We start from the raw sequence: 24,340 nt of genomic DNA on the forward strand, positions 1-24,340 counted from the left end.
GTGAGCCGCCGCTGCCGCGTTGTCGGGAGGGAGCTGCGAGGGCATCCTCACGGATAATTCAGTCCGTGAAGGGGTCGCTGCGGCCTGGATGTTCTAACATTCAGCCTACCGAACGGCTCACGCTCCACCGGAAATTCCGCTCATGTTTCTTCCCGCCCGCCATCTCGTCCGGCTCGGCGCCCTTGCGCTCCTCGTCAGTGCGTGCTCGACGCCTCCGGCACCCTACCTCACCGAAACCTTCGACTCCGAATCCCCGTTCATGGACTGGAGCGACCGGCAGCCCTCCGCGGCCTGCGAGCTCGGCAGGCGCGCGCTGCTCAGCCAGGGTTACCGCGTCGACAGCAGCAATCCGCAGAGCATCCGCGGCGAAAAGTTCTTCCAGCCGAAAGGCGACGTCGGCATGACGCTGCACATCACCCTCGTCTGTCTCCCGAGCAATCTCGGCGCCGTCATGTACGCGAACGCGCTGCAGACCCGCTACGAGCTGAAATCGGCGGCGAGCAACACCGGCGTCAGCGTCGCCGGCGTCGGCTCGATCTCGCTGCCGTGGTCGTCGGACAAGGAGGCGATGGTCAAGGTGGCCGAGGAAACCGTCACCGACCCGGGGTTCTACCGGCGGTTCTTCGGTCTGATCGACATGCTGCACGGCGACGAAGCGAAGATCTCGACCGCGATGTCGCCGAACTAGGTCTTGAGCCGGTACCCCGTCCGGAACATCCACGTCACGATCGCGAGGAACAGCGCGAGGAAGCCGAGCGTCATCACGAGGCTCACGCCTACGCCGACGTCGGCGCTGCCGTAGAAGCTCCAGCGGAAGCCGCTGACGAGATAGACGACCGGATTCAGCAGCGTGACGTTCTTCCAGAACGGCGGCAGCATGTCGATCGAATAGAAGCTGCCGCCGAGGAAAGTCAGCGGCGTGATGATCAGGAGCGGCACGAGCTGCAGCTTTTCGAAGTTGTCCGCCCAGATGCCGATGATGAAGCCGAACAGGCTGAACGTCACCGCGGTCAGCAGCAGGAAGGACACCATCCAGATCGGATGATCGATGCGCAGCGGCACGAACGCGCTCGCGGTGGCGAGGATGATCAGGCTCAGCAGCGTCGATTTCGTCGCGGCGGCGCCGACGTAGGCGAGCACGATCTCGAAATGCGACACCGGCGCCGACAGCAGCTCGTAGATCGTCCGCGAGAACTTCGGAAAGAAGATCGCGAACGACGCGTTCGACACGCTCTGCGTCAGCAGCGACAGCATGATCAGCCCCGGGACGATGAACGCGCCGTAACTGACGCCGTCGATCTGCGGGATGCGCGAGCCGATCGCCGAGCCGAAAACGACGAAATACAGCGACGTCGAGATCACCGGCGCAACGATGCTCTGCAGCAGGGTGCGGCGGGTGCGGGCCATCTCGAAGAGGTAGATCGCGCTGACTGCGGGAATGTTCATCACTGCTTCCTCACCCCGCCGCTGTCGTGCACGAGGCTGACGAAGATGTCTTCGAGCGAACTTTGCGTCGTGTGCAGGTCCTTGAAGCGGACTCCGGCGTCGCCGAGTTCCTGCAGCAGCTCCACGATCGCGCTGCGCTCGCCGCCGCTGTCGTAGGTGTAGATCAGCTCGTCGCCGCCGGCGGACAATTCGAGCCGGTGGCGCGCGAGCGACGGCGGGACCGCGGCGAGCCGCTCCTGCAGCTGCAAGGTCAGCTGCTTGCGGCCGAGCTTGCGCATCAGCTCGACCTTGTCCTCGACGAGGATGATTTCGCCCTTGTCGATCACGCCGATGCGGTCGGCCATCTCCTCGGCCTCCTCGATGTAATGCGTCGTCAGGATCACGGTGACGCCGGTGTCGCGCAGCCGCCGGACCAGCTGCCACATGTCCCGCCGCAGCTCGACGTCGACGCCCGCGGTCGGCTCGTCGAGAAACAGGATCTTCGGCTCGTGCGACAGCGCCTTCGCGATCAGCACGCGCCGCTTCATGCCGCCCGACAGCGCGAGGAGCCGGCTGTCCTTCTTGCCCCACAACGACAGGTCCTTCAGCAGCCGCTCGATGTAGGCCGGGTTCGCCGGCTTGCCGAACAGGCCGCGCGTGAAGTTGACCGTGGCCCAGACCGTCTCGAACGCGTCGGTCGTCAGCTCCTGCGGCACGAGCCCGATCATCGCGCGCGCCGCGCGGTAGTCGCTGACGATGTCGTGCCCGTCGACGAGGACCTTGCCGTCGCCCGGATTGACGATGCCGCAGATGATGCTGATCAGCGTCGTCTTGCCGGCGCCGTTCGGACCGAGCAGCGCGAAGATTTCACCGCGCCGGATTTCGAGGTCGATGTTCTTCAGCGCCCGAAATCCGGAAGCGTAGGTCTTCGACAGCCCTGCGACGGAAATGACCGGTGTGGCAAGCGGTTGAAGGGAAGGGTTCGGATGCATGCCCGAGACGATAGCAGATGCCTGCCGCATTGCCCCGCAGCGATCGTAAGCGCGTTCGATTGCCCCCCGCCAACGGCGGCTCTCCGACGACATGCGCACGCTTACACGAACACCTCATGCCGCCGATCAGCGTCCGCCGCGCCCGGCCCGCCGATCTTCACCGTCGATCGTCCGCCGGTACGCTGTTCGGGTCGGGAAAAAGCACGTCGGTGTACCCGAAGCGGCTGAAGTCGCGGACCCGCATCGGATAGAGGAGGCCGTCGAGGTGATCGCATTCGTGCTGCACGACGCGCGCGTGGAAGCCCTCGACGCTGCGGTCGATCGGATTCCCGTCCGGGTCGAAGCCTTCGTAACGGATGCGGCGGTAGCGCGGCACGACGCCGCGCAGCCCCGGCACCGACAGGCAGCCTTCCCAGTCCTCCTCGACGTCCTCAACGTCCTCGGCATCCTCGGCGAGCGGCGTGAGCCGCGGGTTGAGCAGGATCGTGCGCGGCACCGCCGGCGCGTCCGGGTAACGGTCGCTGCGCTCGAAGCCGAAAATCACGAGCCGGAGCCCGACGCCGATCTGCGGCGCCGCGAGCCCGACGCCCCCGGCCGCGGCCATCGTGTCGAACATGTCCGCAATCAGCGCCGACAATTCGGGCGTGCAGAACGCCGTCACCGGCCGCGCACGCTCGAGCAGGCGCGGGTCGCCCATCCTGAGAATCGTCCTGGCTGCCATCGATGCCGGATCTCCGCAAAAAAGCGTCATTGTGCTTCGCCGGCCGCCGATCGCAAGAGCGGTCCGTCTCATACGAAAACGCCGGGTTCTCGCCGCATCTCGTTCGCCGATGCTGCGCGGCACCGATAACCCGGCCGAAACCCGAAAATCGATGTATCGAAACACTTGTCCGGGCCCCTTCACGCGGTACAGTAAACGCCTTTCGCGATCGCGCCCGTTTACCCGAACTCGTCGGCGGCGTCCCGCGAAACCTTTGCAGCGCGCACCGTCGAGGATCCAATCACGCCATGGACATGAGGCTACCCTTCTCCACCCTTCCCCATCGCCCGAGCGGGCAGGAATTGGTGCGAACGGCAGGCTTCATCGACGGCGAATGGGTCGGAGCCGATCGCGGCGCCCGATTCGAGGTGCGCAACCCGGCCGACCGCACGCTGGTCGCAGAAGTGCCGAACATGGGTGCGAGCGAGACGCGGCGGGCGATTCAGGCTGCGGTCGCGGCCTTCCCCCGCTGGCGCGCCGTGCCGCCGGCGCAGCGCAGCGCCGTGCTGCGCCGCTGGCACGAGCTGATCGTCGAGCGCGCCGACGACCTCGCTCTGCTGCTGACCACCGAACAGGGAAAGCCGCTCCCCGACGCCCGCGCCGAGATCCTGCAGACCGCGACCTTCGTCGAGTGGTACGCGGAAGAAGGCAAGCGGCTGGGCAGCAGCACGCTGCCGGTCGCCGATCCGACGCGGCGCGGGTGGGTCGTGCGCGAGCCGGTGGGCGTGTGCGCGGCGATCACGCCGTGGAACTACCCCGCGTCGTCGGTCGCGAAGAAGCTCGCACCCGCGCTCGCCGCGGGCTGCACCGTCGTGCTCAAGCCCGCCGAACAGACGCCGCTGACCGCACTCGCGCTCGCGGCGCTCGCCGAACTCGCGGGGCTTCCGAGCGGCGTCATCAACGTCGTGACCGGGGACGGCAGCGCCGCCACGGAGATCGGTCGCGCGCTGACCGACGATCCGGCGGTGCGCATGATGAGCTTCACCGGTTCCGGCGAAGTCGGGCGCGAGCTGATGCGGCAGTGCGCCGCAACGGTGAAAAACCTGTCCCTCGAACTCGGCGGGCACGCACCGTTCATCGTCTTCGACGACGCCGACCTCGACCTCGCGGTCGAATGCGCGGTGAAGGCCAAGTTCCGCAATTCGGGGCAGATGTGTGTCGCGGCGAACCGCTTTCTGATCCACGCTGACATCTACGACGGGTTCGCAGCGCGCCTGGTCGAGCGTGTCGGCCAGCTCGAAGTCGGCCCCGGCGTCGTGCCCGGCGTGCAGCTCGGTCCGCTGATCGACGAGCTCGCGGTAGCCAAGGTCGCGCGGCATATCGACGACGCGGTCGCGCTCGGCGCCCGGCTGCTCGCGGGCGGCAAGGTCCATGCGCGCGGCGGCACGTTCTTCGAGCCGACGATCCTTGGCGACGTCACCGACGCGATGGCGATCGCGCACGAGGAAACCTTCGGCCCGGTCGCGCCGCTGATGCGCTTTCGCACCGAGCAGGAAGCCATCGCGATCGCGAACGCGAGCGAGTACGGCCTCGCGAGCTACCTGTTCTCACGCGACATTTCACGGATCCTGCGCGTCACCGAAGCGCTCGAAACCGGCGCCGTCGCGGTGAACACCGGGTCCTTCACGACGGAGGCCGCGCCGTTCGGCGGCGTGAAACAGTCCGGACTGGGCCGCGAAGGCGGCACCTGGGGACTCGACAGCTTCCTCTCCGTCAAGCACGTCACGCTCGGCATCGGCTGATAGCGCTGGACTTGCGGCGCCACGCCTGGCGCGCGCTCGCGGCCTCGTTTTCCGTTGGCGCCCTGCCAAGGCTGGAGCCCCGTCGCAGCTGAGATGCCTCGCAGTCACAGCGGCCACCGATCTCGCGCGGACAAGCTCATCCGGGTCTCCCGTTTGCTCGCACGCGCGGGTTCGCGCCGCGACGTCGGGCGGCGGCGCGGAACGACGGGGCCGGACAGAATATCCGGAACGGTTCTTCGCCTTCGTCGGCGCCGTCGACAAGCCGCTCGATTCTCCGAAACGTCGGGTCCGCGGCGCGGACCGGGGCGCGAGGAGTTGCATGAGGAGGTCCGCATGAGCGAGTTGTTCTTCTCGTCGCCGGTGAAGCGTTGCGCAGTTCTTGCGGCGTCCACCGCCTGCACCGCGCTGCCGCTGTCGTCGCAGGCGACGCTGATCACCTTCGACGACCTGCGATCCGAAACCGCCGTGACAACGCAGTACGAAGATCAGGGCCTGATCGTCCGGAACGGCGTCATCCGCCGTGCCGAGTTCGGCGACAAGGCGGTCGTGTCACCGCCGAACGTGCTTTACGATCTGTTCGGCCCGGGGCTGACGCTGCAATTCGTCGGCACGCTTCCAACGACGGTCAGCATGTTCGTGACGGCTTTGCTCGAAGACCGGATCTTCCTCACCGCGTGGAGCGAAACCGAAGTGCTCGACCGCTTCGAGACCGAAGGCTGGCGCGGTCTCGAGGAACTCAGCACGGCAGCGATCCCGCGCCAACCGGTCACGCTGATCGGCACCGGCATTTCGCGCATCGAGCTCGAAAGCTTCTATTTCCGCCGCGGCGACATCAACATCGACGACCTGAGCTTTTCGACGACGGCGATCGACGAACCGTCGACAATCCTTCTCGCCGCGCTCGGCCTCGTTGCCGTCCTACCCCTCGGGCGGTTACGGCGCAGCGCCGCCCGGGAGCGGAGCACTCCGCATTCCGCTGCTGCCGCGGCATGAACTCAGGCTTTCACGACATTTCGCCGCACAGCGATTCCCCGAGTGCGCGCCTCACCACGTCGGCATCGGCGGTCGAAGCGAGCACGAAGTGCAGCTTCGCGAACGCCGCTTCGAGCGTCATGTCTCCCCCGGGCAGGACGCCGATGCGGTCGAGCGCCGCGCCGGTCGCGTAAGTGCCCGGGATCACGCGGCCACGCACGCATTGCGTCGTATTGAGCACGACGATGCCGCGCTCGATGGTGCGAGCGAGCGAGTCGATGAACGTGATGTGCGCGTCCGGCACATTGCCGACGCCGTAAGTGCGCAGCACGAGGCCGCGCACGCGCGGGCTGACGGCGATCGCATCGACGATGCGCGCCGAAATGCCGGGATACACCGACAGCACGGCGACCGCTTCGGCGTCGAACTGCGGCACGACGAAGGTTCTTGGCGGCGGCGTCAGCAGTGCGTCGGCGTGCAGGGCGACGTCCTCGCCGACGTCGGCGAGCTGCGGGTAATTCGGTGAATCGAACGCGTCGAACGCCTCGCTCGCGAGCTTCGTGCTGCGGTTGCCGCGCAGCAGCCGTCCGCCGAAATACAGACAGACTTCCTGAATCCGCTGCCGGCCGGCGAGCATCAGCGCGCCGAGCAGGTTGGCGAGTGCGTCGCTGTCCGGTTCGCCGAGCGGAATCTGCGCGCCGGTGAAAATCACCGGCTTGTCGGCGCCGCGCAGCATGAACGACAGCGCCGACGCGCTGTACGCCATCGTGTCGGTACCGTGCAGCACCACGAACCCGTCGTAAGCCTGCCAGCGCGTGACGAGTTCGCGGGCGAGCGCGCTCCAGTGCGACGGCTGCAGGTTCGCGCTGTCGATCGGTTCGGCGAGCGCGACGACGTCGAAATCGGGCAAAACTGCGGCGACCTGCTCGCGCAGCAGACGGCGCAGCACGTCTTCGAACCCGGTCATCGGCCGAAAACCGTCCTCGGCGCGCGCCATGCCGATCGTGCCACCGGCATAGAGGACCAGTACGCGGGATGCCATCGCTTCGTTCTCCATATTGTTCAGCTCCCATTCACCCCGGCAGTCCGAGAATGAGCTCCATGCCACCCCCGGCATGACCCGAAAGGAGAGAGACATGAACACCCGACACATCATCCTCGCCGCCGCCGCGCTGCTGACCGGAACCGCCGCGATCGCCGGACCGACGTGCACCAAGGCCCCGCAGGAACAGTGGATGCCGCAGGAGACGATGCTGCGCAAGCTGGTCGATCAGGGCTACACCCTTGAGAAATTCAAGATCACGAACGGCAACTGCTATGAACTGTACGGCATCGACAAGGACGGCCGGAAGGTCGAGATCTACCACAACCCGGTCGACGGGACCGTGGTCCAGGCGAAGTCCAAGAAGGCTTGATGCGGAGCGCGTGGGAGGCCGCGGCGGGGCGCTCCGGCGCTGCCGCGGTCGGCGCGGCCACCTTTGCGGACGCGAGCGGGAGTCCCGGCCGCAGGACGCCGATTCCGCTCATAGGCCGACGAAGCCGCGCCGAGTGCGGTGACAGGCCGGTCAGCGGTGATGAACGGACCGCTTCACCACCGATGCGGCAGTTCGCCACGGGGCTCGGCGCCGACCAATACCAGCCCGAAGCTGCGAGCTCGCGCCCCGTTTCGGCCGGATTCGAGCCCGCGGTGTGGGGCGCGCGCCGGTGTCCCCACGAACGCCGCGAAGGCCGCGAAGGGATCGGCGTCAGTCCGTCACGGCCGCAATCTCGGCCGCATAGGCGAGCGGAGCCTCCTCGCTCGGCGCATGCGCCGCGCTGCGGGCGACGAGCGCGATCGCGATCGCAGCGATCGCCCCCGGAATCGCGAACACCATGAAGTTGTATTGCAACGGCATCGCCATCGCCATCAGCGTGCCGCCGAGGATCGGCCCGACGATCGCGCCGGTGCGCCCCACGCCCGACGCCCAGCCGATGCCGGTCGAGCGGATCGCCATCGGATAGAACTGGGCGACGAACGCATACAGCAGGATCTGCGAACCGATCGTCGTGGCGCCGGCGGCGGCGACGAGCAGATACAGCACCGGCGTCGGGCTCTTGTAGCCCAGCAGGCTGATCGAGAACGCGGCGATCACGAAGAACACGACGAGCACCGTCTTTAGATGCAGCCGGTCGGCGATGTAGCCGCCGCCGATGGCGCCGAAGATCGCGCCGAAGTTCAGCACCAGCAGGAAGGACAGGCTCGAGCCGAGCCCGTAGCCGGCCTGAGTCATCAGCTTCGGCAGCCACGACGCGAGCGCATAGACCATCAGCAGGCACATGAAGAACGCGACCCAGAACATCAGCGTGCTGAGCGCGCGCCGCTCCTTGAACAGCGCGACGAGCGACACGTGCGCGGTCTTGCCGGTCGGCATCGAGTAGCGGTCGGACGGCGACGTGCGGAACGACGGCTCGAGCCGGCTGAGCATGATTCCGGCTTCGGCGTCGCGCTTCGCGTGCAGCAGGTAGCCGATCGACTCCGGCAGCGAACGCAGCACGAGCGGCAGCAGCAGCAGCGGGATGACGGCGACGAAGAACACCGACGACCAGCCGAACTGCGGGATCAGGTAGATGCCGAGACCGGCCGACAGCATGCCGCCGACCGAGTAGCCGCTGAACATGATCGCGACCAGCGTCGTGCGCACCTTCTTCGGCGAATACTCGGTCATCAGCGCGACGACGTTCGGCATCACGCCGCCGATGCCGAGGCCGGCGATGAATCGACAGAGGCCGAATTCGGTCGCATTGCGCGCGAAGCCGTTGAGGACCGTGAAGAAGCTGAACAGCACGACGCAGATCGCGATGACGCGCTTCCTGCCGTAGCGATCGGACATCGGTCCGAAGATCAGCGCGCCGAACATCATGCCGAACAACGCGTAGCTGCCGAGCGTGCCCGCCTGCATCGGCGTCAGGCCCCACTCCTGCATCAGCACCGGCAGCACGACGCCGTAGATGACGAGGTCGTAGCCGTCGAAGATGATGATCAGCGAACACCAGAACAGGACGGTCCAGTGGAAGCGGTTGAACTTCGCGTTGTCGATAATCGGGTGCACATCGATATTTCGCATGTTGCCTTTCCTCGATACGTGACTTGAATCTGTTGCGCGCGCGGGAGGCCCGCGGGTCGGGGTTTCGAAATGCCAGAAGGTTCGCAGTGCTGGTCAGGGCTCCCGCTCGCGCGGCTCGATGCGGCCGCGCGGGCGTCGGCGGGGGAACAACGCATCAGCCCGCGCCCAGGTATTTCTTCAGCAGCTCGGGCTGCTCGCGCAGCTCGTGGCTCGAGCCCTCGAACGCGACCCGGCCTTTCACGAGGATCACGTTGCGATCCGAGATCGAGCTCACGGCGGCATGGTTCTTGTCGACGACGATGGTCGCGATGCCGGTCGCGCGGATCTGCCGGATGATGTGCCAGATCTCCTTCGCGATCAGCGGCGCGAGTCCCTCGGTCGCCTCGTCGAGGATCAGCAGATCCGGGTTCGTCATCAGCGCGCGGCCGATCGTCAGCATCTGCTGCTCGCCGCCCGACAACTGCCCGCCGCCATTCGTAAGCCGCTCCCCGAGCCGCGGAAAGGTGTCGAGGATGCGCTCGAAGGTCCAGTCCCGGCGCCCGTCGACGCCGGCCTTCGCCGCCATCAGCAGGTTCTCGCGCACCGACAGATTCGGGAAGATGCCGCGGCCTTCCGGGACGTAGGCGATGCCCTTGCGCGCGACGAGATGCGGCGCCGCGCCGGTCATCGTCTTGCCGCGCACCAACACGCGGCCGTGGCGCGGGCGCACGTGGCCGAGCAGGCTGCGGATGAGCGTCGTCTTGCCCATGCCGTTGCGCCCCATCAGGCCCAGCGTCTCGCCACGGCGCACCATGAAATCGACGCCATGTAGCACATGGCTGCCACCGTAGAACGAATGCAGGCCTTCGGCCTCGATCAGCATGTCACTCATCGTCGTCCCCCGCGCCGAGATAGGCTTCCTGCACCGCGAGGCTCGCCCGGATCTGCTCCGGCGGTCCGCTCTCGAGCACCTGCCCGGTGACCATCACCGTGATGACGTCGGCGACCGCAAACACCGCGTCCATGTCGTGCTCGACGAGCAGGATCGCGTGGTCGGCAGACAGCTTCTGCAAGAGCTCGACCATGCGTTGCGACTCGTCCGACCCCATCCCCGCGAGCGGCTCGTCGAGCAGCAGCACCGACGGAGCGGTCGCGAGCACCATTGCGATCTCGAGCTGCCGCTGCTCGCCGTGGCTCAAGGTCGACGCGACGACGTCGCGGCGCGCGGCGAGCCCCGCCTCTTCGAGCGCGCGTTCGGCGGCGTCAGTCAGGTCCGCGAAGCCCTGGGCCCGCGAGAAGATCCGCAGCGCGCGCGGCACGCGCGATTGCGCCGCGAGCCGGCAGTTCTCGAACACGGTGAACGCCGGAAAGATGTTCGTCCGCTGGTAGCTGCGCCCGATGCCGGCGCGCGAACGCCGGTCCGGCCGCCATCCCGAGATGTCCGTGCCGCGATAGAGGATCTGCCCCGACGACGGCGGCAGGTCGCCCGACAGCAGGTTGATCAGCGTCGACTTCCCGGCGCCGTTCGGCCCGAGCACCGCGTGCAGCACGCCGCGATGCAGGTCGATCGAGACGTCCTTGTTCGCCGCGAGACCGCCGAACTGCCGCGACAGCCCGCGTGCGGCGAGCACCGGCTCGGCGGCGAGGAGTTCGGCACGGGCGCCGCGTCCTCCGTTCGCCGTCGTGTCAGTCGCTGCCGACGCTCCACGCCCCGGGACGGCCGACGCGGGCGAGGCGGAGTCGGCGCCCGTCGTCCATGTGAGTTCAACGCCCATTCGAACCTCCCCCGACGAGCAGGCGACGCAGCCGCCCCGGAACGCTCGACAGGCCGCCCGGCAACAGCATGACGACGAGCACGATCACCGCGCCCATCAGGAACTGCCAGTGCTTCGTGACCGCCGAGAACACCTCCTGCAGCACGACGAACGCGACCGCGCCGATCGCCGCGCCGTTGAGGCTGCCGATGCCGCCGAGGATCACCATCAGCAGCACGTTGCCCGACTGGTGCCACGACAGCAGCTCCGGCGTCACGAAGCCGAACTGGCACGCCGACAGGAAGCCCGCGAGCCCGGCGAGACCGCCGGCGATGACGAAGCCGGCGAGCTTGTACAGGAACACCGGGAAGCCGAGCGACACCATGCGGTGCTCGTTGCTCTTGATGCCGGCGAGCGCGTGGCCCAGCGGCGAGCGCAGCAGCACGCGCAGGAACACGTACGCGACGACGAGGAACAGCAGGACGAAGTAGTAGAAGAGACGCGGCTCGCCGAGGTCGAGCAGCAGCGTGTCGCCGATCCTGAGCTCCGGCTTGAAGTTCAGGAACACGCCGTCCGAGCCGCCGCCGAGTGGCGAGTCGTGGAAGATGAAGTAGATCATCTGCGCGAACGCGAGCGTCACCATGATGAAGTAGATGCCCTTCGTCCTCAGCACGAACAGCCCGACGACGAACGCGACCGCGGCGGCGACCGCCACCGCGCCGGGCAGCACGAGCCACAGGCTCGCCGCCTCGTACTGCGGCGACAGCAGCACGACCGCGTAGGCCGCGACGCCGAAGAACGCCGCATGGCCGAAGCTGACGAGCCCGGTGAAGCCGACGAGCAGATCGAGGCTCATCGCGAAGATCGTCATAATCATGATCTTCGTCACCAGCTCGTTGTAATAGTCCGAGCCGAACAGCGGGAACACCGACAGCACCAGCAGCGTCGCGATGAGTGCGTTGCGTGGATTCTTGAGCGCGGGGGTCATGTCAGATCCTCCGGAAAATGCCTTCCGGCCGCCACAGCAGGACCGCGGCCATCAGCAGATAGACGATGAGCCCGGCGTACTCCGGGAAGATCACCTTGCCGAAGGTGTCCGCAAGTCCGATCAGCAGCGCCGCGACGAGCGCGCCCCAGATCGAGCCGACACCGCCGATGACGACGACGACGAAGCAGATGATCAGCACCTGGTTGCCCATGCCCGGATACACCGACGACACCGGCGCGGCGAGCATGCCGGCGAAGGCTGCGAGCGTGACGCCCAGCGCGAACACCAGCCGGTAGACCAGGTCGATGTCGATGCCGAGCGACTGCACCATCTCGCGGTTGCTGCTGCCGGCGCGGATCATCATGCCGAGCCGCGTGTGGCGGATCAGCCAGTACATCGCGACCGCGAGCGCGATGCACACCGCGGAGATGAAGAGCCGGTACACCGGGTAGCTCAAGGTCTCGGAGAGCTGCACCGATGCCGACAGCAGCTGGGGGATCGCGACGCCGTGCACGTCGTCGCCGACGATCACGCTGCGCACCTCCTCGAACATCAGGATCAGGCCGTAGGTCAGCAGCACCTGGTCGAGGTGGTCGCGCTTGTAGAGCTTCGAGAAAAGCGCCCACTCGAGCAGAAAGCCGATCGCGGCAGCGAGCGCGATCCCGAGCACGACGGCGGTCAGCAGGTTGCCGGTCAGCGACGTCAGCGAGAACGCGATGTACGCGCCCATCATGTAGAAGCTGCCGTGCGCGAGGTTGATGATGCCCATGATGCCGAAGATCAGCGTCAGGCCGCTGGCAACGAGAAATAGCAGCAACCCGTACTGCAGCGCATTCAGCAGCTGGATCAGGAAGGTCGTGAAATCCATGCGGACTCCCCTCCGGACGCGCTTGTCGGCGTCCGGATAATGTCGGTCAGGCAAAATCCGGGACGCGAGTCCCGGACCGGAGCGTTACATGCGGCAGCCGCGCGCGGGATCCGCGAGCGCCTTGGCCGCAACGGAAACGACCTTGTTCTCCTTGCCTTCGACCTTCCTCAGGTAGATGTCCTGCACCGGGTTGTGCGCCTTCGACAGCGTGAACTTGCCGCGCGGGCTGTCGATCGTCGCCGCTTCCATCGCCTTGATGAGCTCGGCGCGCTTCGACACGTCGCCGCCGACCGCGGCAACGCCCGCGGCGAGCAACTGCGCCGAGTCGTAGCCCTGCACCGCATACACGTCCGGCTGCATCTTGAACGCCGATGCGTACGCCGCGCGGAACTCCTTGTCCTTCGGAATATCCAGCCCGTCCGCGTAATGCAGCGTCGTCAGCAGGCCTTCGGCGGACGCCCCCTGCGCTTCGAGCGTGCCGTCGGTGAGGAAGCCCGAGCCGTACAGCGGGATCGTCTTCTTCAGGCCCGCCGCGTCGTAGTCCTTGACGAATTTCACCGCGCCGCCGCCGGCAAAGAACACGAACACCGCGTCGGGCTTCAGCGCGGCGATCTCGGTGAGATAGGGCTGGAACTCGACGTTCGGAAACGGCAAGTACATTTCCTTGACGATCTTGCCGCCGGCCTTCTCGAACGCTTCCTTGAAGCCCGCGACCGACTGCTCGCCGAACGAATATTTCCAGGAAAGCGTGACGACGTTCTTGTGCTTCTTCTCGGCCATCACGTTGCCCATCGCGTAGGCAGGCTGCCACGCGGAGAACGACGTGCGGAAGATGTTGGGCGCGCACAGCGGCCCGGTGATTTCGTCCGCGCCGGCGTTCGGGACGATCAACAGCGTCTTCGTCTCGCGCGCGACGCGCGTCATCGCGAGCGCGACGCCGGAATGCACCGTGCCGACGAGGACATCGACGTTGTCGCGCTTGATCAGCTTGTTCGCGTTCTCCGGCGCCTTCGCGGCGTCGGATTCGTCGTCGACCGTGAAGTACTCGATCTCGCGGCCGCCGAGCTTGCCGCCGCCCTGCTCCACCGCGAGCTTGAACCCGTTCGTGATCGCGTTGCCGAGGGCTGCGTACGTGCCCGTGTAGGGCAGCATCAGTCCGACCCGGACCTTCTTCGCGCCTTGGGCGAACAGCGGCGCCGACGGCAGCACGAGGCCCGCGGCGACTCCGAACCCGGACAGCAGAAAATTACGGCGGTTGTACCCGTTTCTCATGGCATCTCCTCCAGAGGCATGGCCGGTTTTCCGGCTCGTATGACTTCTTTGCTGCGGCGCCGGCGTTTCCGCCGGCGGACTTGTAGTGCTCTTTTCCGCATCGGCCTCTGGCTTCGCTCTTCGAGCTGCGCGCCGGCCCCTGCGATCGACTACAACCTCAGGATACACACAGTTACGTCGAACGTCAGAGCCGCTGTCTCATACCGTGCGCTCAGAATCCGACCGCAATCGGCCGGGCTGTCGGATGCACTTTTGACCGAGTTCGCTGCCGCGCGGGCAGCGAACTTCCGGTGGCCCCGGTGCGAACAGCCGAACCATGGTCCCGGTTCGATGACGACCGTGCCGACTGAGCTTGCGCAAGCCCCGCCGGCGCCCGTCGACCGACTCGTTTAACATCCGCTTCAGTAACTCGGCTCCGGACGCGAGAGCCGGCCCGGAGCACACGTTGACGGCGATCTCAGTTCGCTGACTGCGACCGCAGCTTGAAGCGCTGGATCTTGCCGGTCGCGGTCTTCGGCAGCTCTTCGACGAACTCGATCCACCGCGGGTACTTGTACGGCGCGAGCTTAGCCTTCACGTGCCGCTTGAGCTCGTCCGGCAGCTCAGTCGAAGGCTTCAGGCCGGGCTTCAGCACGACGAACGCGAGCGGCTTGATCAGTCCATCGACGTCGGCCTTGCCGACGACCGCGGCCTCGAGCACGACCTCGTGCGTGATCAGCGCGGATTCGACTTCGATCGGCGACACGTAGATGCCGCCGACCTTGAGCATGTCGTCGTTGCGGCCGGCGTAGACGAAGTTTCCGTCGGCGTCCTGCGAGTACTTGTCGCCGCTGCGCGTCCAATTCCCGGCGAAAGTGTCGCGGCTTTTCGAGCGGTTGTTCCAGTAGTACGCGGCGCTCGTCGGCCCGCGCACCTGCAGCTCGCCCGGCTCTCCCGGCGCGACCGGTTCGCCGTCGTCGCCGACCAGGCGCAGCTCGTAGCCCGGAACCGGCTTGCCGCTGGTGCCGTAGCGGATTTCGCCGACGCGGTTCGACAGGAAGATGTGCAGCATTTCGGTGGAGCCCAGGCCGTCGAGGATCTCGACGCCGAAGTGCTCGGTCCAGCGACGCCCGACGTCCGCCGGCAACGCTTCGCCGGCCGACGAGCAGCGCCGCACCGCCACTTCGGTGCGTGCAGGCAGCTCCGGGCTCGCGAGCATCGACGCGAACAGCGTCGGCACGCCGCAGAAGATCGTCGGCTTGTGCTTGCGCAGCACGTTCGACACCGACGCCGGCGTCGGACGCTCGGACATCAGCACCGCGGTCGCACCCGTCGCGAGCGGGAAAGTCAGCCCGTTGCCGAGCCCGTAGGCGAAAAAGAGCTTCGCGGCCGAGAACACGACGTCGTCCTCGGTCACGCCGAGCACCGGTTTCGCGTACAGCTCCGCGGTGGTGATCAGGCTCGAATGCACGTGCACGGTGCCTTTCGGCGCGCCGGTCGAGCCCGACGAGTACAGCCAGAAACAGGGATCGTCGGCACAGGTGAGCGCCGCTTCGAACGGCGGACGCGGCGCGTCGACCAGCTCGGCGAAGTCCAGGTGGCCGCCGCGCGTGCCGACGTCGCCGCCCGAGACGATCACGTTCTTGACGAACGGACTTCCCTCGATCGCGCTGTCGAACGCGGGCAGCAGCAGCGAAGATACGACCAGCGCACGCGCGCGGCTGTCGCGCAGCATGTAGCTGTAGTCGGAGGCGGTGAGCAGGGTATTCACCGGCACCGGCACGGCGCCGGCCTTGATGCAGCCGAGGAAGGCGGTCGGGAAGTCGACCGTGTCGAGCAGGCACAGCAGCACCCGCTCCTCCATGCGGACGCCCAGCTCCGACAGGGCATGCGCGAAGCGGTCGACCCGTTCGGCGAGCTGTGCGTAGGTGTAGCTGCCGCGGTCGTCGATGACGGCGATCTTGCTGCCGCGTCCGGCGCGCAGATTGCGCTCGATCAGGTCGTGAGCCGCGTTGTAATCGCGCGGGATCGTGATCCGCGGCGGTGTCGTCCCTTGGTCGGCGCTGCTGAGTTCTGCCATCTTCCTCGTCTCCTGTTTCTGCTCTTATTTCTCCGGGCAGGCTTGCGCCGCCCCGGACTTGCGGTCGTCGCCCCGTGTCCGTCGGTGCGCGCGGCGCTGCAGCCGCGCGCACTGACGGCCGCCCCCGCGACGGCCCGAAAGAGCGGGGCCGCTTGAGCGGCCCCGCATCGACTCCTCGTCAGTTGATCGTCATCCCCCCGTCGGCCGCGAGCACCTGACCGGTGACGTAGCTCGAAGCGTCCGACGCGAAGAACACGAACACCGGCGTGATCTCCTCGGGCTCGGCCCAGCGGCCGAGCGGGATGCGGTCCAGGTATTTTTCCTTGAACCGCTCGTCGGTGCGGATCGTCTCGGTCATCGGCGTTGCCGCTCCGGGCGCGATCGCGTTCGCGGTGATGTTGTAGCGCGCGAGCTCCTTCGCGGTGCTCTTCGTCATGCCGAGGATGCCGGCCTTCGCGGCGCTGTAATTGATCTGCCCGATCGTGCCGAGCACGCCCGCGGCCGACGTCACGTACACGATGCGGCCGTAGCGCCGTTCGATCATGCCGCCGACGACCGCCTGCAGACAGTTGAACGCGCCGTTGAGATGCACGTTGAGCACCTGCTGCCATTGCTCGCCGGTCATCTTGTTGAGCATCGCCGTGCGCGTGATGCCGGCGTTGTTGACGAGGATGTCGATCCGGCCCCAGCGCTTTTCGACTTCGCCCGCCATCGCCTCGACCTGTTCGCGATTCGAGACGTCGCAGGCGATGCCGATCGCCTCGCCGCCGCGTTCGACGATCTCCGCCGCGGTCCGCTGGGCGACGTCGAGGTTCAGATCGATGACGGCGACTTTCGCGCCTTCGCGCGCATACGCCGCAGCGACCGCCGCGCCGATGCCTTGCCCGGCGCCGGTCACGATTGCGACCCTGTCCTTCAGTTGCATCTGTGGTCCCCTTTATGGGCGGGAAGCGGCCCGTCGAGACTGCGCGAGCCGCACTCCTCGCTCTTCCCGAAATGGAAAAAAAATGGGGTGAGTTAAGGACGGTGGTCCGCCCTCACCCCGGGAAGGGAGAGGCCTTGAAAACTACGATTTCGGTTTCGCGAGGACCTGCTCGGCGAAGTTGTCGTCGAACACGGCGCCTTCGGCGACGAGCTGGCGGAACTTGATGAAGTCGATGACGTCCTTGCCGGTCGCCTTCTTGTTGTTGAAGGCGGTGAAGCCGAGGTACGCCTCGTGGTTCATGTTCGCCGCGAGCCAGTGCCGGTTGGCGAGCTTCATCTGGTCCCAGAAGAACTTCTTCTTGCCGCGGATGCCATCGATCGACTTGATCAGGCACTGCGGGAAGAGGTTCGTGAACTTCCACACGAGCGCATTGACCTCCGCGTCGAGGCGCGAGAAGTCCGTCGTGCATTGGCCGATCAGATCCTTCGCCGCCTGCACCTTGTCGGCCGCGACCGGCTCGCCGTAGACCAGCTCGCCGTCATCGACGTAGGCATCGGTACGGACGAGCGGGTTGCGGACCCATTCGCCATCCTTGCTCTTCAGCACGGGCACGACCTTGGTGATGAGGTTCTTCGACTTCATCTTGTACGCGCTCCACGGCTCGCACGAGATGCAGTTGTACATCGCGTCTTCCATGTTGAGCATCCACGGCAGGAAGTCCGTGGAACCGCCGTCCGGCGCGCTGCCGTGCTTCGGGCCGGCCTGGCCGAACACCGCCATGTCGGACGTGACCGTGATGTCCGTCGCCATGCCGATTTCCTGGCCGCCGCCGACGCGCATGCCATTGACGCGGCAGATCACCGGCTTCTTGCAGTTCAGGATGCCGTCGACCATGGCGTTGAACAGATCCATGTACTCGCCGTACTCGTTGGGGCGGCGGGCATAGTAGGACGCGTATTCCTCGGTGTTGCCGCCGGTGCAGAACGCCTTGTCGCCCATCGCGGTGAAGACCACCGTCGTGACCGTGCGGTCACCGGAGGCGCGCTGGAACCCGGCGATGATGCCCTTGACCATTTCGGTCGTGTAGGAGTTGTACTGCTTCGGGTTGTTGAGAATGATCCACGCGGAGTACAGGCCCGGAACCTGCTTGCCCTGCGGGTCCGTCACCGGACGCTTTTCGAAGATGACCGAGGGCGCCTCGGTGCCGAAATGCTCGTGACCGAGCAGGGCGTGATCCTTGGTTTCGTTGTCGCGGGGCAGCCAATCGAGTGCCATGTCGAGTCTCCTATCCTTTTAGTGCATTGCGTTGGTGATGGTGCGCCGCCGGCCTCCCGTTCGGCCGGCGGTATATGTCGCGTTGCCGCGTCAAAAGTCCGGCGTCAGAATGACCCGCCGCTTGAGCTTGCCGTGGTGCGCCTCGTCGAACACCTGCTCGATCTGGCTCATCGGACGCGTCTCGACGAAAGGCCCGAGCTGGATCCGTCCGTCGAGGCACATGTCGCGTACCGCGGCATAGCGGTCCGGCGGGCAGCCCCAGGTGCCGATGATCTCGGCGTCGAAGGCCATCAGCTTCGACAGCATGTACGTCGTCTCGGCCGTGCCGTAGCCGACGATCACGAGCTTGCCGGTGAAGGACAGCAGCGACAGCGCGAGCTCCTGGCCGGGCTTGCTGCCGGTGACCTCGAAGATCTTCCAGCCGTAGTTCGACGGCAGGCCGCGCTCCTTGCAGAAGCCCTTGAAGAGCTCCTTGACTTCCTTCGCGCTCTTGTCCTTCGGGTTGATGATGAAGTCGGCACCGAAGTCCTTCATCATCACGAGCTTTTCCTCGTTGATGTCGATGCCGATGACGGCCTTCGCGCCCATGCCCTTCGCGGTCTGGACCATGAAGCTGCCGACGCCGCCGGCGGCGCCGATGACGATCACGAGGTCGTCCTTCTTCAGGTCCGCGCGCACGGCCGCCTGATACGGCGTCGTCACCGCGTCGGCGACGACCGCGAGATGCTCGAGCGGCGTCGCACCACGGTTCTCGACCACGCACAGGTACTTCGCTTGCGCCACGATGTGGCTCGAATAGCCGCCGTAGATGCCCATCGAGTTGCCCGGCATCTTCTGGCTCAGGCAGCGGTTGCCGCGACCGGTATGGCACAGCTCGCACTCGCCGCACGGGATCACCGCCGGGACGATGACTTCCTTGCCGATCATCGACGGTTCGCCGCCGATCACGGTGCCGGAGATCTCGTGGCCGAGCGACAGCGGGGGTTTCTGCACCGTCGGCACGCCCATGTAGAAGTACGACAGGTCAGTGTGGCAGACGCCGCAGCCGGCGATCTTGACGACGACGTCACCCGGCGCGAGGTCCGGCATCGGCACTTGGGTCTTCTTCAGGGTGCCCGGCTCGGTCATCTGCCAGGTATCGATGAATTGTGGAATCACGTTCGTCTCCATTTATCTTCGTTCGGTCGTAGGTCGCGGCTCAGCAGTTGCGCCACACCGGCTTGCGTTTCTCGAGGAAGGCGGCTAGCCCTTCTTTCGCGTCCTCGGTCGCCATCAGCTCATTCAAGTAGATGTTCTCGGCCGCGTCGAGCGCGGTGCCGAAAGGCTTGCCCGCGGCGGCGCGAATCGTCTTGCGCGTCGAGGCGAGCGCGGCGCGCGACAGCGCGAGGTACGGGGCGACGAAGGCCGCGACCTCGTCGCGGAACGACTCCTTCGCGAATACGCGATTCACCAACCCGATCGCCCTCGCCTCGTCGGCACCGATGTTCTCGCCCCCGAGCAGCAGCTCCATCGCGCGCGCCGGCGCCACGAGGCGCGGCAGCAGCACCGCGGCGATCGGCGGGAATACCGCGAGCTTGATCTCCGGCTGGCCGAACTTCGCGTTCGCCGACGCGACGATCATGTCGCACGCGATCGCGACTTCCATGCCGCCGCCGAGCGCCGCGCCATTGACCGCGGCAAGCGTCGGAATCGGCAGCTCCTGCATGCGCCGGAAGATGCCGTGGAACACCTCGATCATCCGCTCGACCTTGTCCGGCGTGTGGTCCGCGACCTCGACGCCGGCCGAGAACGCCTTGTCGCCGGCGCCGGTGATGACGAGCAGCTTGACGTCGGTCGCCGCGCGACACAGGTCGAGCGCGGCATTGACCTCTTCCATCGTCGGGATGTCGAGAACGTTGAACGGCGGCCGGTTGATGGTCAGCGTCGCGAGGCCGTCGGCGACGCCGTAGGTGATGAACTGGAATTGCGATTGCGTCATGGTGTCTCCCGTGTTCCCCGTTATTTCCCGGTTCTTCTCTCGGTTGATGGCTGGTATTGGTTGCTTCTCTTGCTTCCGTTCCGGCTCGATCCCCGCGTCGGCCTTCGCTTCGCTCAGCCCGACCTGCGATCCGCCCTGGGGGCCGCTGTAGATCGGTCTGAGCCGCAGGCGATGTCCGACGCGCGGCTCATTCCTGATCCCGGCGTTGCAGCCGGTACGGACACACCGCATCGCAGTCCGCGCAGCAGACTTCGCCGTCGCAGCGGATGTGCCACAGGTCCGCGCCGCAGTTCGTGCACCGGCACTTGGCATCCGCCGACAAGGCAGGCCGGACTTCCTCGGCCGACCAGAAATCGATGACCTGTCCCATGTCCGTTCCTCCTCAGAACAGGTCGTCGAGTTCGTCCGATCCGCCTCCGGGCATCTTTCCGTGCTGCTGCAGATAGGCCTGGATCATCTGGCTTTCGCGCGAGGTGAACATCGCCGCTTCCTCGAACACGAAGTTCGTCGCGTCGGCCCCGCGTTCGAGCTGCTCCGTCAGGCCTTCGCGCAGATTCTCGACACCCTTGATCATCAGCACGTTTTTGTCGTCGTCGAGCAGCTGGAACACGCCCGCCTCGGTCGGCACCGCGGCGATCGACGCCTCGTCGAACTTCAGCGACGTCTCCGGCGGCAGCACCGCGTCGGCGATCTTCGGCGCGAGGTTGCACTTGAAGCAGCGCGCAGCCTCAGCGCGGGCGGTCGCGTCGTCGAACGCGAGCTCGACTTCGTCCCAGCCGCTGCGCTTTTCGGGCGCCAGCAGGATCGGGTGGAACTTGCGGACCTTGTTGAAGCCGTCCTTGCGGCCGATCCACGGGTTCGTTTCCCAGCCGTCGCGCAGCAGCACTTCCGAGATGTCGCCGTCGCCGCCGAGCGCGAGGTCCATCGCCGAAGCCGCGACGCGACCTTGGGCGACCGACTCGATCAGCGTCGAGGGTCCGAGCACGCAGTCGCCGCCGGCGTAGATGCCGGGCCGGCTCGTCAGCATCGAGTCCTCGCGGACGGTGATGCGGCCCTTGCGGTCGGTCGCGACGCCGAAACCTTCGAAGCGCTTCGGATGCTGGCCGACAGCCGAGATTACGAGATCGACGCCTTCGGTGATTTCCTCGCCGGTCTCGATCGGACGACGGCGCCCGGACGCGTCGGCTTCGCCGAGGCTCATCTTCGCGTAGGTGATCTCCAGCCGCGACCCGTTGCTGCCCGGCTCGATCTTCTTCGGCGCGAGCAGGTAGCGGATATTCACGCCCTCGTCGAGGCAGCCGTCGAACTCGTCCTGGCGCGCCGGCATTTCCTCGCGGGTGCGGCGATACACCATGTCGACGTCGGCGCCGTAGCGGCGCGACGAGCGCGCGTTGTCGGTCGCGACGTTGCCGCCGCCGATCACCGCGACCTTCTTGCCGGTCTGGATGCCGTCGGGCGTATTCACCAGCCCCATCGTGACCGCCTGCAGATAGGTCGGGCTGTCGACCACACCGGGCAGGTCGTCGCCGGGGATGCCGAGCTTGTCGCCGCCCTGGCAGCCGATGCCGATGAACACCGCCTCGTAGCCGTCGGCGAAGAGGTCATCGACGTTCTCGATGCGCGTCTCGAACCGGAACTCGACCCCGACCGCCGCGACTTCGGCAATCTCGTCGTCGATGACTTCGGCCGGCACGCGGTACGACGGAATGCCGTAGCGCGCCATGCCGCCGCCCGCGGGCTGGGCGTCGAAAAGGGTGACCGTGTGGCCCTGCTTCGCGAGGTAGTACGCGGCGGTCAGACCGGCCGGGCCGGCGCCGATAATCGCGGCCTTCTTGCCGGTCGCCGGCAGCCTCTTCGAATGCTCGCGCCACAGGCCGGTGTCGTTGTCGGCGGCGATGCGCTTGAGGTTACGGATCGACAGCGGATCGTCGAGCTGGCCGCGGCGGCACGCGGTTTCGCACATCGCGAAGCACGCGCGGCCGAGGATGCCGGGGAACGGCAGCTTTTCGCGGACGACCGCGATCGCCTCGCCGTACTTGCCTTCGGCTGCGAGCTGCACGTAGCGCGGCACGTCGATGCCGGCGGGACAGGCGGACTTGCACGGCACCATCGACTCTTCGCGGTGCGCGGGGTCGAGCGTGCGGTCCATCAGCGCGCCGGTCGGGCACACCGTCACGCAGGCCTGGCAGAACGTGCAGCCGGATTCGATCAGCGTCGGCGCGATCGTGCCGACGTAGGTGCGCTTGCCTTGCGGCGTCTCGACTTCCTTGACTTCGAGACAGCCGACGCCGCGCACGTCGTTACAGGCGACGAGGCAACGGCGGCAGTCGATACAGAGGTTGTAGTCGCGGTCGAAGAACGGCTCGTTCTTGATGACCGGCAACTGCACCGGCTTATAGGGCGGGGTCGTGTTCGGGATGCCGATGAAGTCCGACACCTTGCGCAGCTCGCAGCTCGAGAAGATCGTGCAGCAGCGGGTTTCGACCGGGTTGCCGTACGAGCACTGCGAGCGCGAACAGCCTTCGCGCTGCGGACAGGTGAGGCAGACGTGAGGGTGCGGCCCGAGGACTTTCGCGAGGCTCGCCTGGCGCGATTCCTGGATCGCGGGCGATTGCGTCTTGATCACGAGACCGGCTTCGACCGGCATCGAACAGGCCTTGACGAGGCCGTCGGTGCCCTCGACTTCGACCATGCAGAGATTGCAGCCGCCGTCGCCGGCGCCGCGCTGGCCGGCGGGCGGGAGATCGGGGTGCGCGCACAGCGCGGGGATGTAGAGTCCGGCGGCCGTCGCCGCGTTGAGCACCGACGCGCCGGCGGGCGCTTCGACCTCGACGCCGTCGATCGTCAGCTTCACCGGCGCGCCGAACTCCGGCATTCCGGTCTTGCGGCTCGCCTTCCACCATCTGATTTCGGTTGTCTGTGCGCCTTCCATGACTCCATCTCCTCAAACGCTGCTGTCGGCGGTTCGATCCGCTCTGTGCAGCCGCCGGATTCGGCGACTGCGTCTGTTGGTTGCGGCGGGAGCTTCGTTTCCCGCCGTGGCCGGACTTCGCTTCGTCAGTCCGGTCCGCGGTTCTCCCGCCGACGTTTTCCTGGTTTCCGTTAGTACTTACGCGGCAAGCGCGGCCTGCAGGTAGCCCGGGAAGTAACCGCCCCGGCAAGCTCCGGCCCTGACCGCCGCGATGAAACTCTTCATGTCCGTCACCGGCTGCAGGAACTCGGTCGCACAGCGTCCGACCGCTTCCGTCTTGTGGCAGTCGCTGCCGCCGAGCGAGGGGAGTCGCATGTGTCCCGCCGCGCTCATCGCCAGATCGTTGTCGCTGTCGCGGTTGCCGCCGTTGTGCGTTTCCACGCCCGCGATTCCGCCGAGGTCGAGCAGCCCTTCGAGCAGGCTCGAGACACCGATTTCGCGGAACGGATGGGCCGGCACGCAGATCCCGCCGAGCCGGTTGATATGTTCGACAACCTCGGCGATCGGCAGATAGTTGTTGCGCCCCCAGATGTTCCAGCCGTCGTCCTCGACGCCGTACGCGAGCATGTGGCCGCGGTCGGTCGCGATCTCGACGCCACGCAACACGAGCAACCCCTCATCGCGGCCGACCTGCTCCACCGGCTCGGACGCTTCATACGAGTAGTGCTCGGTGATGCACACCGCGTCGAGGCCGAGCGCCTTCGCCCGCCGGATCAGGTTCACCGGCTCGAGCCAGTTGTCGTACGAGTATTTCGTATGGCAATGGCAGTCGATCCACATGGCGAAGGCTCCCGGTGTTTGCCGTGATCAGGCGACGGTGTATTCGAGGTTGATGCGCTTGGACGGGGTGAACTTCTGACGCGAGAAGAATTTCTCGAGCGCGAAGTCGTCCCAGTTCACCAGCGTGTAGACCTTGCTGACGCCCGCGGCCTTCATGTTCATCATGAACTGGTCGAGCAGCTCGCTCGCGACGCCGTGGTTCTGGTATTCCGGATCAACGCCGATCGTGTCGATCGTCGCGGTGGTCTCGGGAATGCCGTACTCGCCGAAATACACTTCACCCATCACGAAGCCGACCGCCTTGCCGTCGATTTCACAGACGAGCGACGCGTTGATGTTGTGCTTCGGGTTGACGGTCGCGTCGACCTTGCGCTGGTAGTACTCACGACGCTCTTCCTTCGAAGCCGCCGCGTCGATCCTGACGACCGCGTTCAGGTCGTCCTTGTTCAGCACCCGCATTACACGCTTCTTGTCCGCCATTTGCCTTCCTCCTAAG

23 protein-coding genes are annotated in these 24,340 nt (G+C 66.4%); 4 read left to right on the forward strand and 19 right to left on the reverse strand.

Annotated features, from left to right (window positions below; all coding sequences use genetic code 11):
* The first annotated feature begins 142 nt into the window (after positions 1-142).
* On the forward strand, positions 143-688 hold the full coding sequence (locus ROZ37_RS02215) for a DUF2242 domain-containing protein (RefSeq protein WP_312657137.1): 546 nt from the start codon (positions 143-145) through the stop codon (positions 686-688).
* Here the strand turns inward: ROZ37_RS02215 and ROZ37_RS02220 are convergent.
* From ROZ37_RS02220 to def, 3 genes are all read right to left on the reverse strand, one after another.
* On the reverse strand, positions 685-1,446 hold the full coding sequence (locus ROZ37_RS02220; protein ID WP_312657138.1) for an ABC transporter permease: 762 nt from the start codon (positions 1,444-1,446) through the stop codon (positions 685-687). The two genes, ROZ37_RS02215 and ROZ37_RS02220, sit on opposite strands and share 4 nt — an antisense overlap.
* The gene (locus tag ROZ37_RS02225; protein ID WP_312657139.1) at positions 1,446-2,417 is read right to left on the reverse strand and encodes an ABC transporter ATP-binding protein; all 972 of its coding nucleotides are present in this window, start codon (positions 2,415-2,417) and stop codon (positions 1,446-1,448) included. The genes ROZ37_RS02220 and ROZ37_RS02225 overlap by 1 nt, the downstream gene beginning before the upstream one ends.
* A 157-nt stretch (positions 2,418-2,574) precedes the next feature.
* Positions 2,575-3,138: a peptide deformylase gene (def, locus tag ROZ37_RS02230; RefSeq protein WP_312657141.1), complete on the reverse strand. Its 564-nt coding sequence runs from the start codon at positions 3,136-3,138 to the stop codon at positions 2,575-2,577.
* Between the two features lie 287 nt (positions 3,139-3,425).
* Between def and ROZ37_RS02235 the strand changes: the two genes are divergently transcribed.
* Positions 3,426-4,919 carry an NAD-dependent succinate-semialdehyde dehydrogenase gene (locus tag ROZ37_RS02235; RefSeq protein ID WP_312657143.1) on the forward strand — a complete coding sequence of 498 codons (1,494 nt, stop codon included), beginning with the start codon at positions 3,426-3,428 and terminating at the stop codon, positions 4,917-4,919.
* 333 nt (positions 4,920-5,252) lie between these two features.
* Positions 5,253-5,912: a hypothetical protein gene (locus tag ROZ37_RS02240; RefSeq protein WP_312657145.1), complete on the forward strand. Its 660-nt coding sequence runs from the start codon at positions 5,253-5,255 to the stop codon at positions 5,910-5,912.
* 10 nt (positions 5,913-5,922) lie between these two features.
* Here ROZ37_RS02240 and ROZ37_RS02245 read toward each other — a convergent pair whose 3' ends face one another.
* The gene (locus ROZ37_RS02245) at positions 5,923-6,933 is read right to left on the reverse strand and encodes a type I asparaginase (RefSeq protein WP_312657146.1); all 1,011 of its coding nucleotides are present in this window, start codon (positions 6,931-6,933) and stop codon (positions 5,923-5,925) included.
* A gap of 94 nt (positions 6,934-7,027) precedes the next feature.
* Here ROZ37_RS02245 and ROZ37_RS02250 point away from each other — a divergent pair, with 94 nt between their 5' ends.
* On the forward strand, positions 7,028-7,306 hold the full coding sequence (locus tag ROZ37_RS02250) for a PepSY domain-containing protein (RefSeq protein ID WP_312657147.1): 279 nt from the start codon (positions 7,028-7,030) through the stop codon (positions 7,304-7,306).
* Positions 7,307-7,636: 330 nt separating this feature from the next.
* On the opposite strand, the gene ROZ37_RS02255 is transcribed toward ROZ37_RS02250, so the two are convergent.
* The 15 genes from ROZ37_RS02255 to ROZ37_RS02325 form a co-directional block, all read right to left on the reverse strand.
* Complete coding sequence (locus tag ROZ37_RS02255) at positions 7,637-8,995, reverse strand: aromatic acid/H+ symport family MFS transporter (RefSeq protein WP_312657148.1); 1,359 nt, start codon at positions 8,993-8,995, stop codon at positions 7,637-7,639.
* A 154-nt stretch (positions 8,996-9,149) separates the two neighbouring features.
* A complete protein-coding gene (locus tag ROZ37_RS02260; protein ID WP_312657149.1) occupies positions 9,150-9,866 on the reverse strand; it encodes an ABC transporter ATP-binding protein in 717 nt (238 codons plus the stop codon).
* A complete protein-coding gene (locus ROZ37_RS02265; protein WP_312657492.1) occupies positions 9,859-10,605 on the reverse strand; it encodes an ABC transporter ATP-binding protein in 747 nt (248 codons plus the stop codon). Before ROZ37_RS02265 ends, ROZ37_RS02260 begins: the two co-directional genes overlap by 8 nt.
* 133 nt (positions 10,606-10,738) lie before the next feature.
* Positions 10,739-11,716: a branched-chain amino acid ABC transporter permease gene (locus ROZ37_RS02270; RefSeq protein WP_312657150.1), complete on the reverse strand. Its 978-nt coding sequence runs from the start codon at positions 11,714-11,716 to the stop codon at positions 10,739-10,741.
* A gap of 1 nt (position 11,717) precedes the next feature.
* Complete coding sequence (locus ROZ37_RS02275; protein WP_312657151.1) at positions 11,718-12,584, reverse strand: branched-chain amino acid ABC transporter permease; 867 nt, start codon at positions 12,582-12,584, stop codon at positions 11,718-11,720.
* 84 nt (positions 12,585-12,668) lie between these two features.
* The gene (locus ROZ37_RS02280) at positions 12,669-13,856 is read right to left on the reverse strand and encodes an ABC transporter substrate-binding protein (RefSeq protein WP_312657153.1); all 1,188 of its coding nucleotides are present in this window, start codon (positions 13,854-13,856) and stop codon (positions 12,669-12,671) included.
* 457 nt (positions 13,857-14,313) lie between these two features.
* Positions 14,314-15,915, reverse strand: coding sequence for a benzoate-CoA ligase family protein (locus tag ROZ37_RS02285; protein ID WP_312657155.1), 1,602 nt, complete (start codon positions 15,913-15,915; stop codon positions 14,314-14,316).
* Between the two features lie 178 nt (positions 15,916-16,093).
* Positions 16,094-16,840: a 3-oxoacyl-ACP reductase FabG gene (gene fabG / locus ROZ37_RS02290; protein ID WP_312657157.1), complete on the reverse strand. Its 747-nt coding sequence runs from the start codon at positions 16,838-16,840 to the stop codon at positions 16,094-16,096.
* A 141-nt stretch (positions 16,841-16,981) separates the two neighbouring features.
* Positions 16,982-18,115 carry a 6-oxocyclohex-1-ene-1-carbonyl-CoA hydratase gene (oah, locus tag ROZ37_RS02295; RefSeq protein WP_312657159.1) on the reverse strand — a complete coding sequence of 378 codons (1,134 nt, stop codon included), beginning with the start codon at positions 18,113-18,115 and terminating at the stop codon, positions 16,982-16,984.
* 90 nt (positions 18,116-18,205) lie between these two features.
* The gene (gene had / locus ROZ37_RS02300; RefSeq protein WP_312657160.1) at positions 18,206-19,273 is read right to left on the reverse strand and encodes a 6-hydroxycyclohex-1-ene-1-carbonyl-CoA dehydrogenase; all 1,068 of its coding nucleotides are present in this window, start codon (positions 19,271-19,273) and stop codon (positions 18,206-18,208) included.
* Positions 19,274-19,313: 40 nt separating this feature from the next.
* On the reverse strand, positions 19,314-20,093 hold the full coding sequence (locus ROZ37_RS02305) for an enoyl-CoA hydratase-related protein (protein WP_312657162.1): 780 nt from the start codon (positions 20,091-20,093) through the stop codon (positions 19,314-19,316).
* Positions 20,094-20,280: 187 nt separating this feature from the next.
* Positions 20,281-20,463, reverse strand: a complete 183-nt coding sequence (locus ROZ37_RS02310; protein ID WP_312657164.1) for a hypothetical protein — start codon at positions 20,461-20,463, stop codon at positions 20,281-20,283.
* Between the two features lie 12 nt (positions 20,464-20,475).
* Positions 20,476-23,025: an FAD-dependent oxidoreductase gene (locus ROZ37_RS02315; protein ID WP_312657166.1), complete on the reverse strand. Its 2,550-nt coding sequence runs from the start codon at positions 23,023-23,025 to the stop codon at positions 20,476-20,478.
* Positions 23,026-23,202: 177 nt separating this feature from the next.
* Entirely contained in the window at positions 23,203-23,844 is a 642-nt protein-coding gene (locus tag ROZ37_RS02320; protein WP_312657168.1) for a PHP domain-containing protein, read from the reverse strand.
* A gap of 27 nt (positions 23,845-23,871) precedes the next feature.
* Positions 23,872-24,324, reverse strand: a complete 453-nt coding sequence (locus tag ROZ37_RS02325; protein ID WP_312657171.1) for a GNAT family N-acetyltransferase — start codon at positions 24,322-24,324, stop codon at positions 23,872-23,874.
* Between the last annotated feature and the right edge of the window lie 16 nt (positions 24,325-24,340).

It is taken from the genome of Aromatoleum sp., assembly GCF_032027225.1.
In the GTDB taxonomy this organism is placed as follows: Bacteria; Pseudomonadota; Gammaproteobacteria; order Burkholderiales; family Rhodocyclaceae; genus Aromatoleum.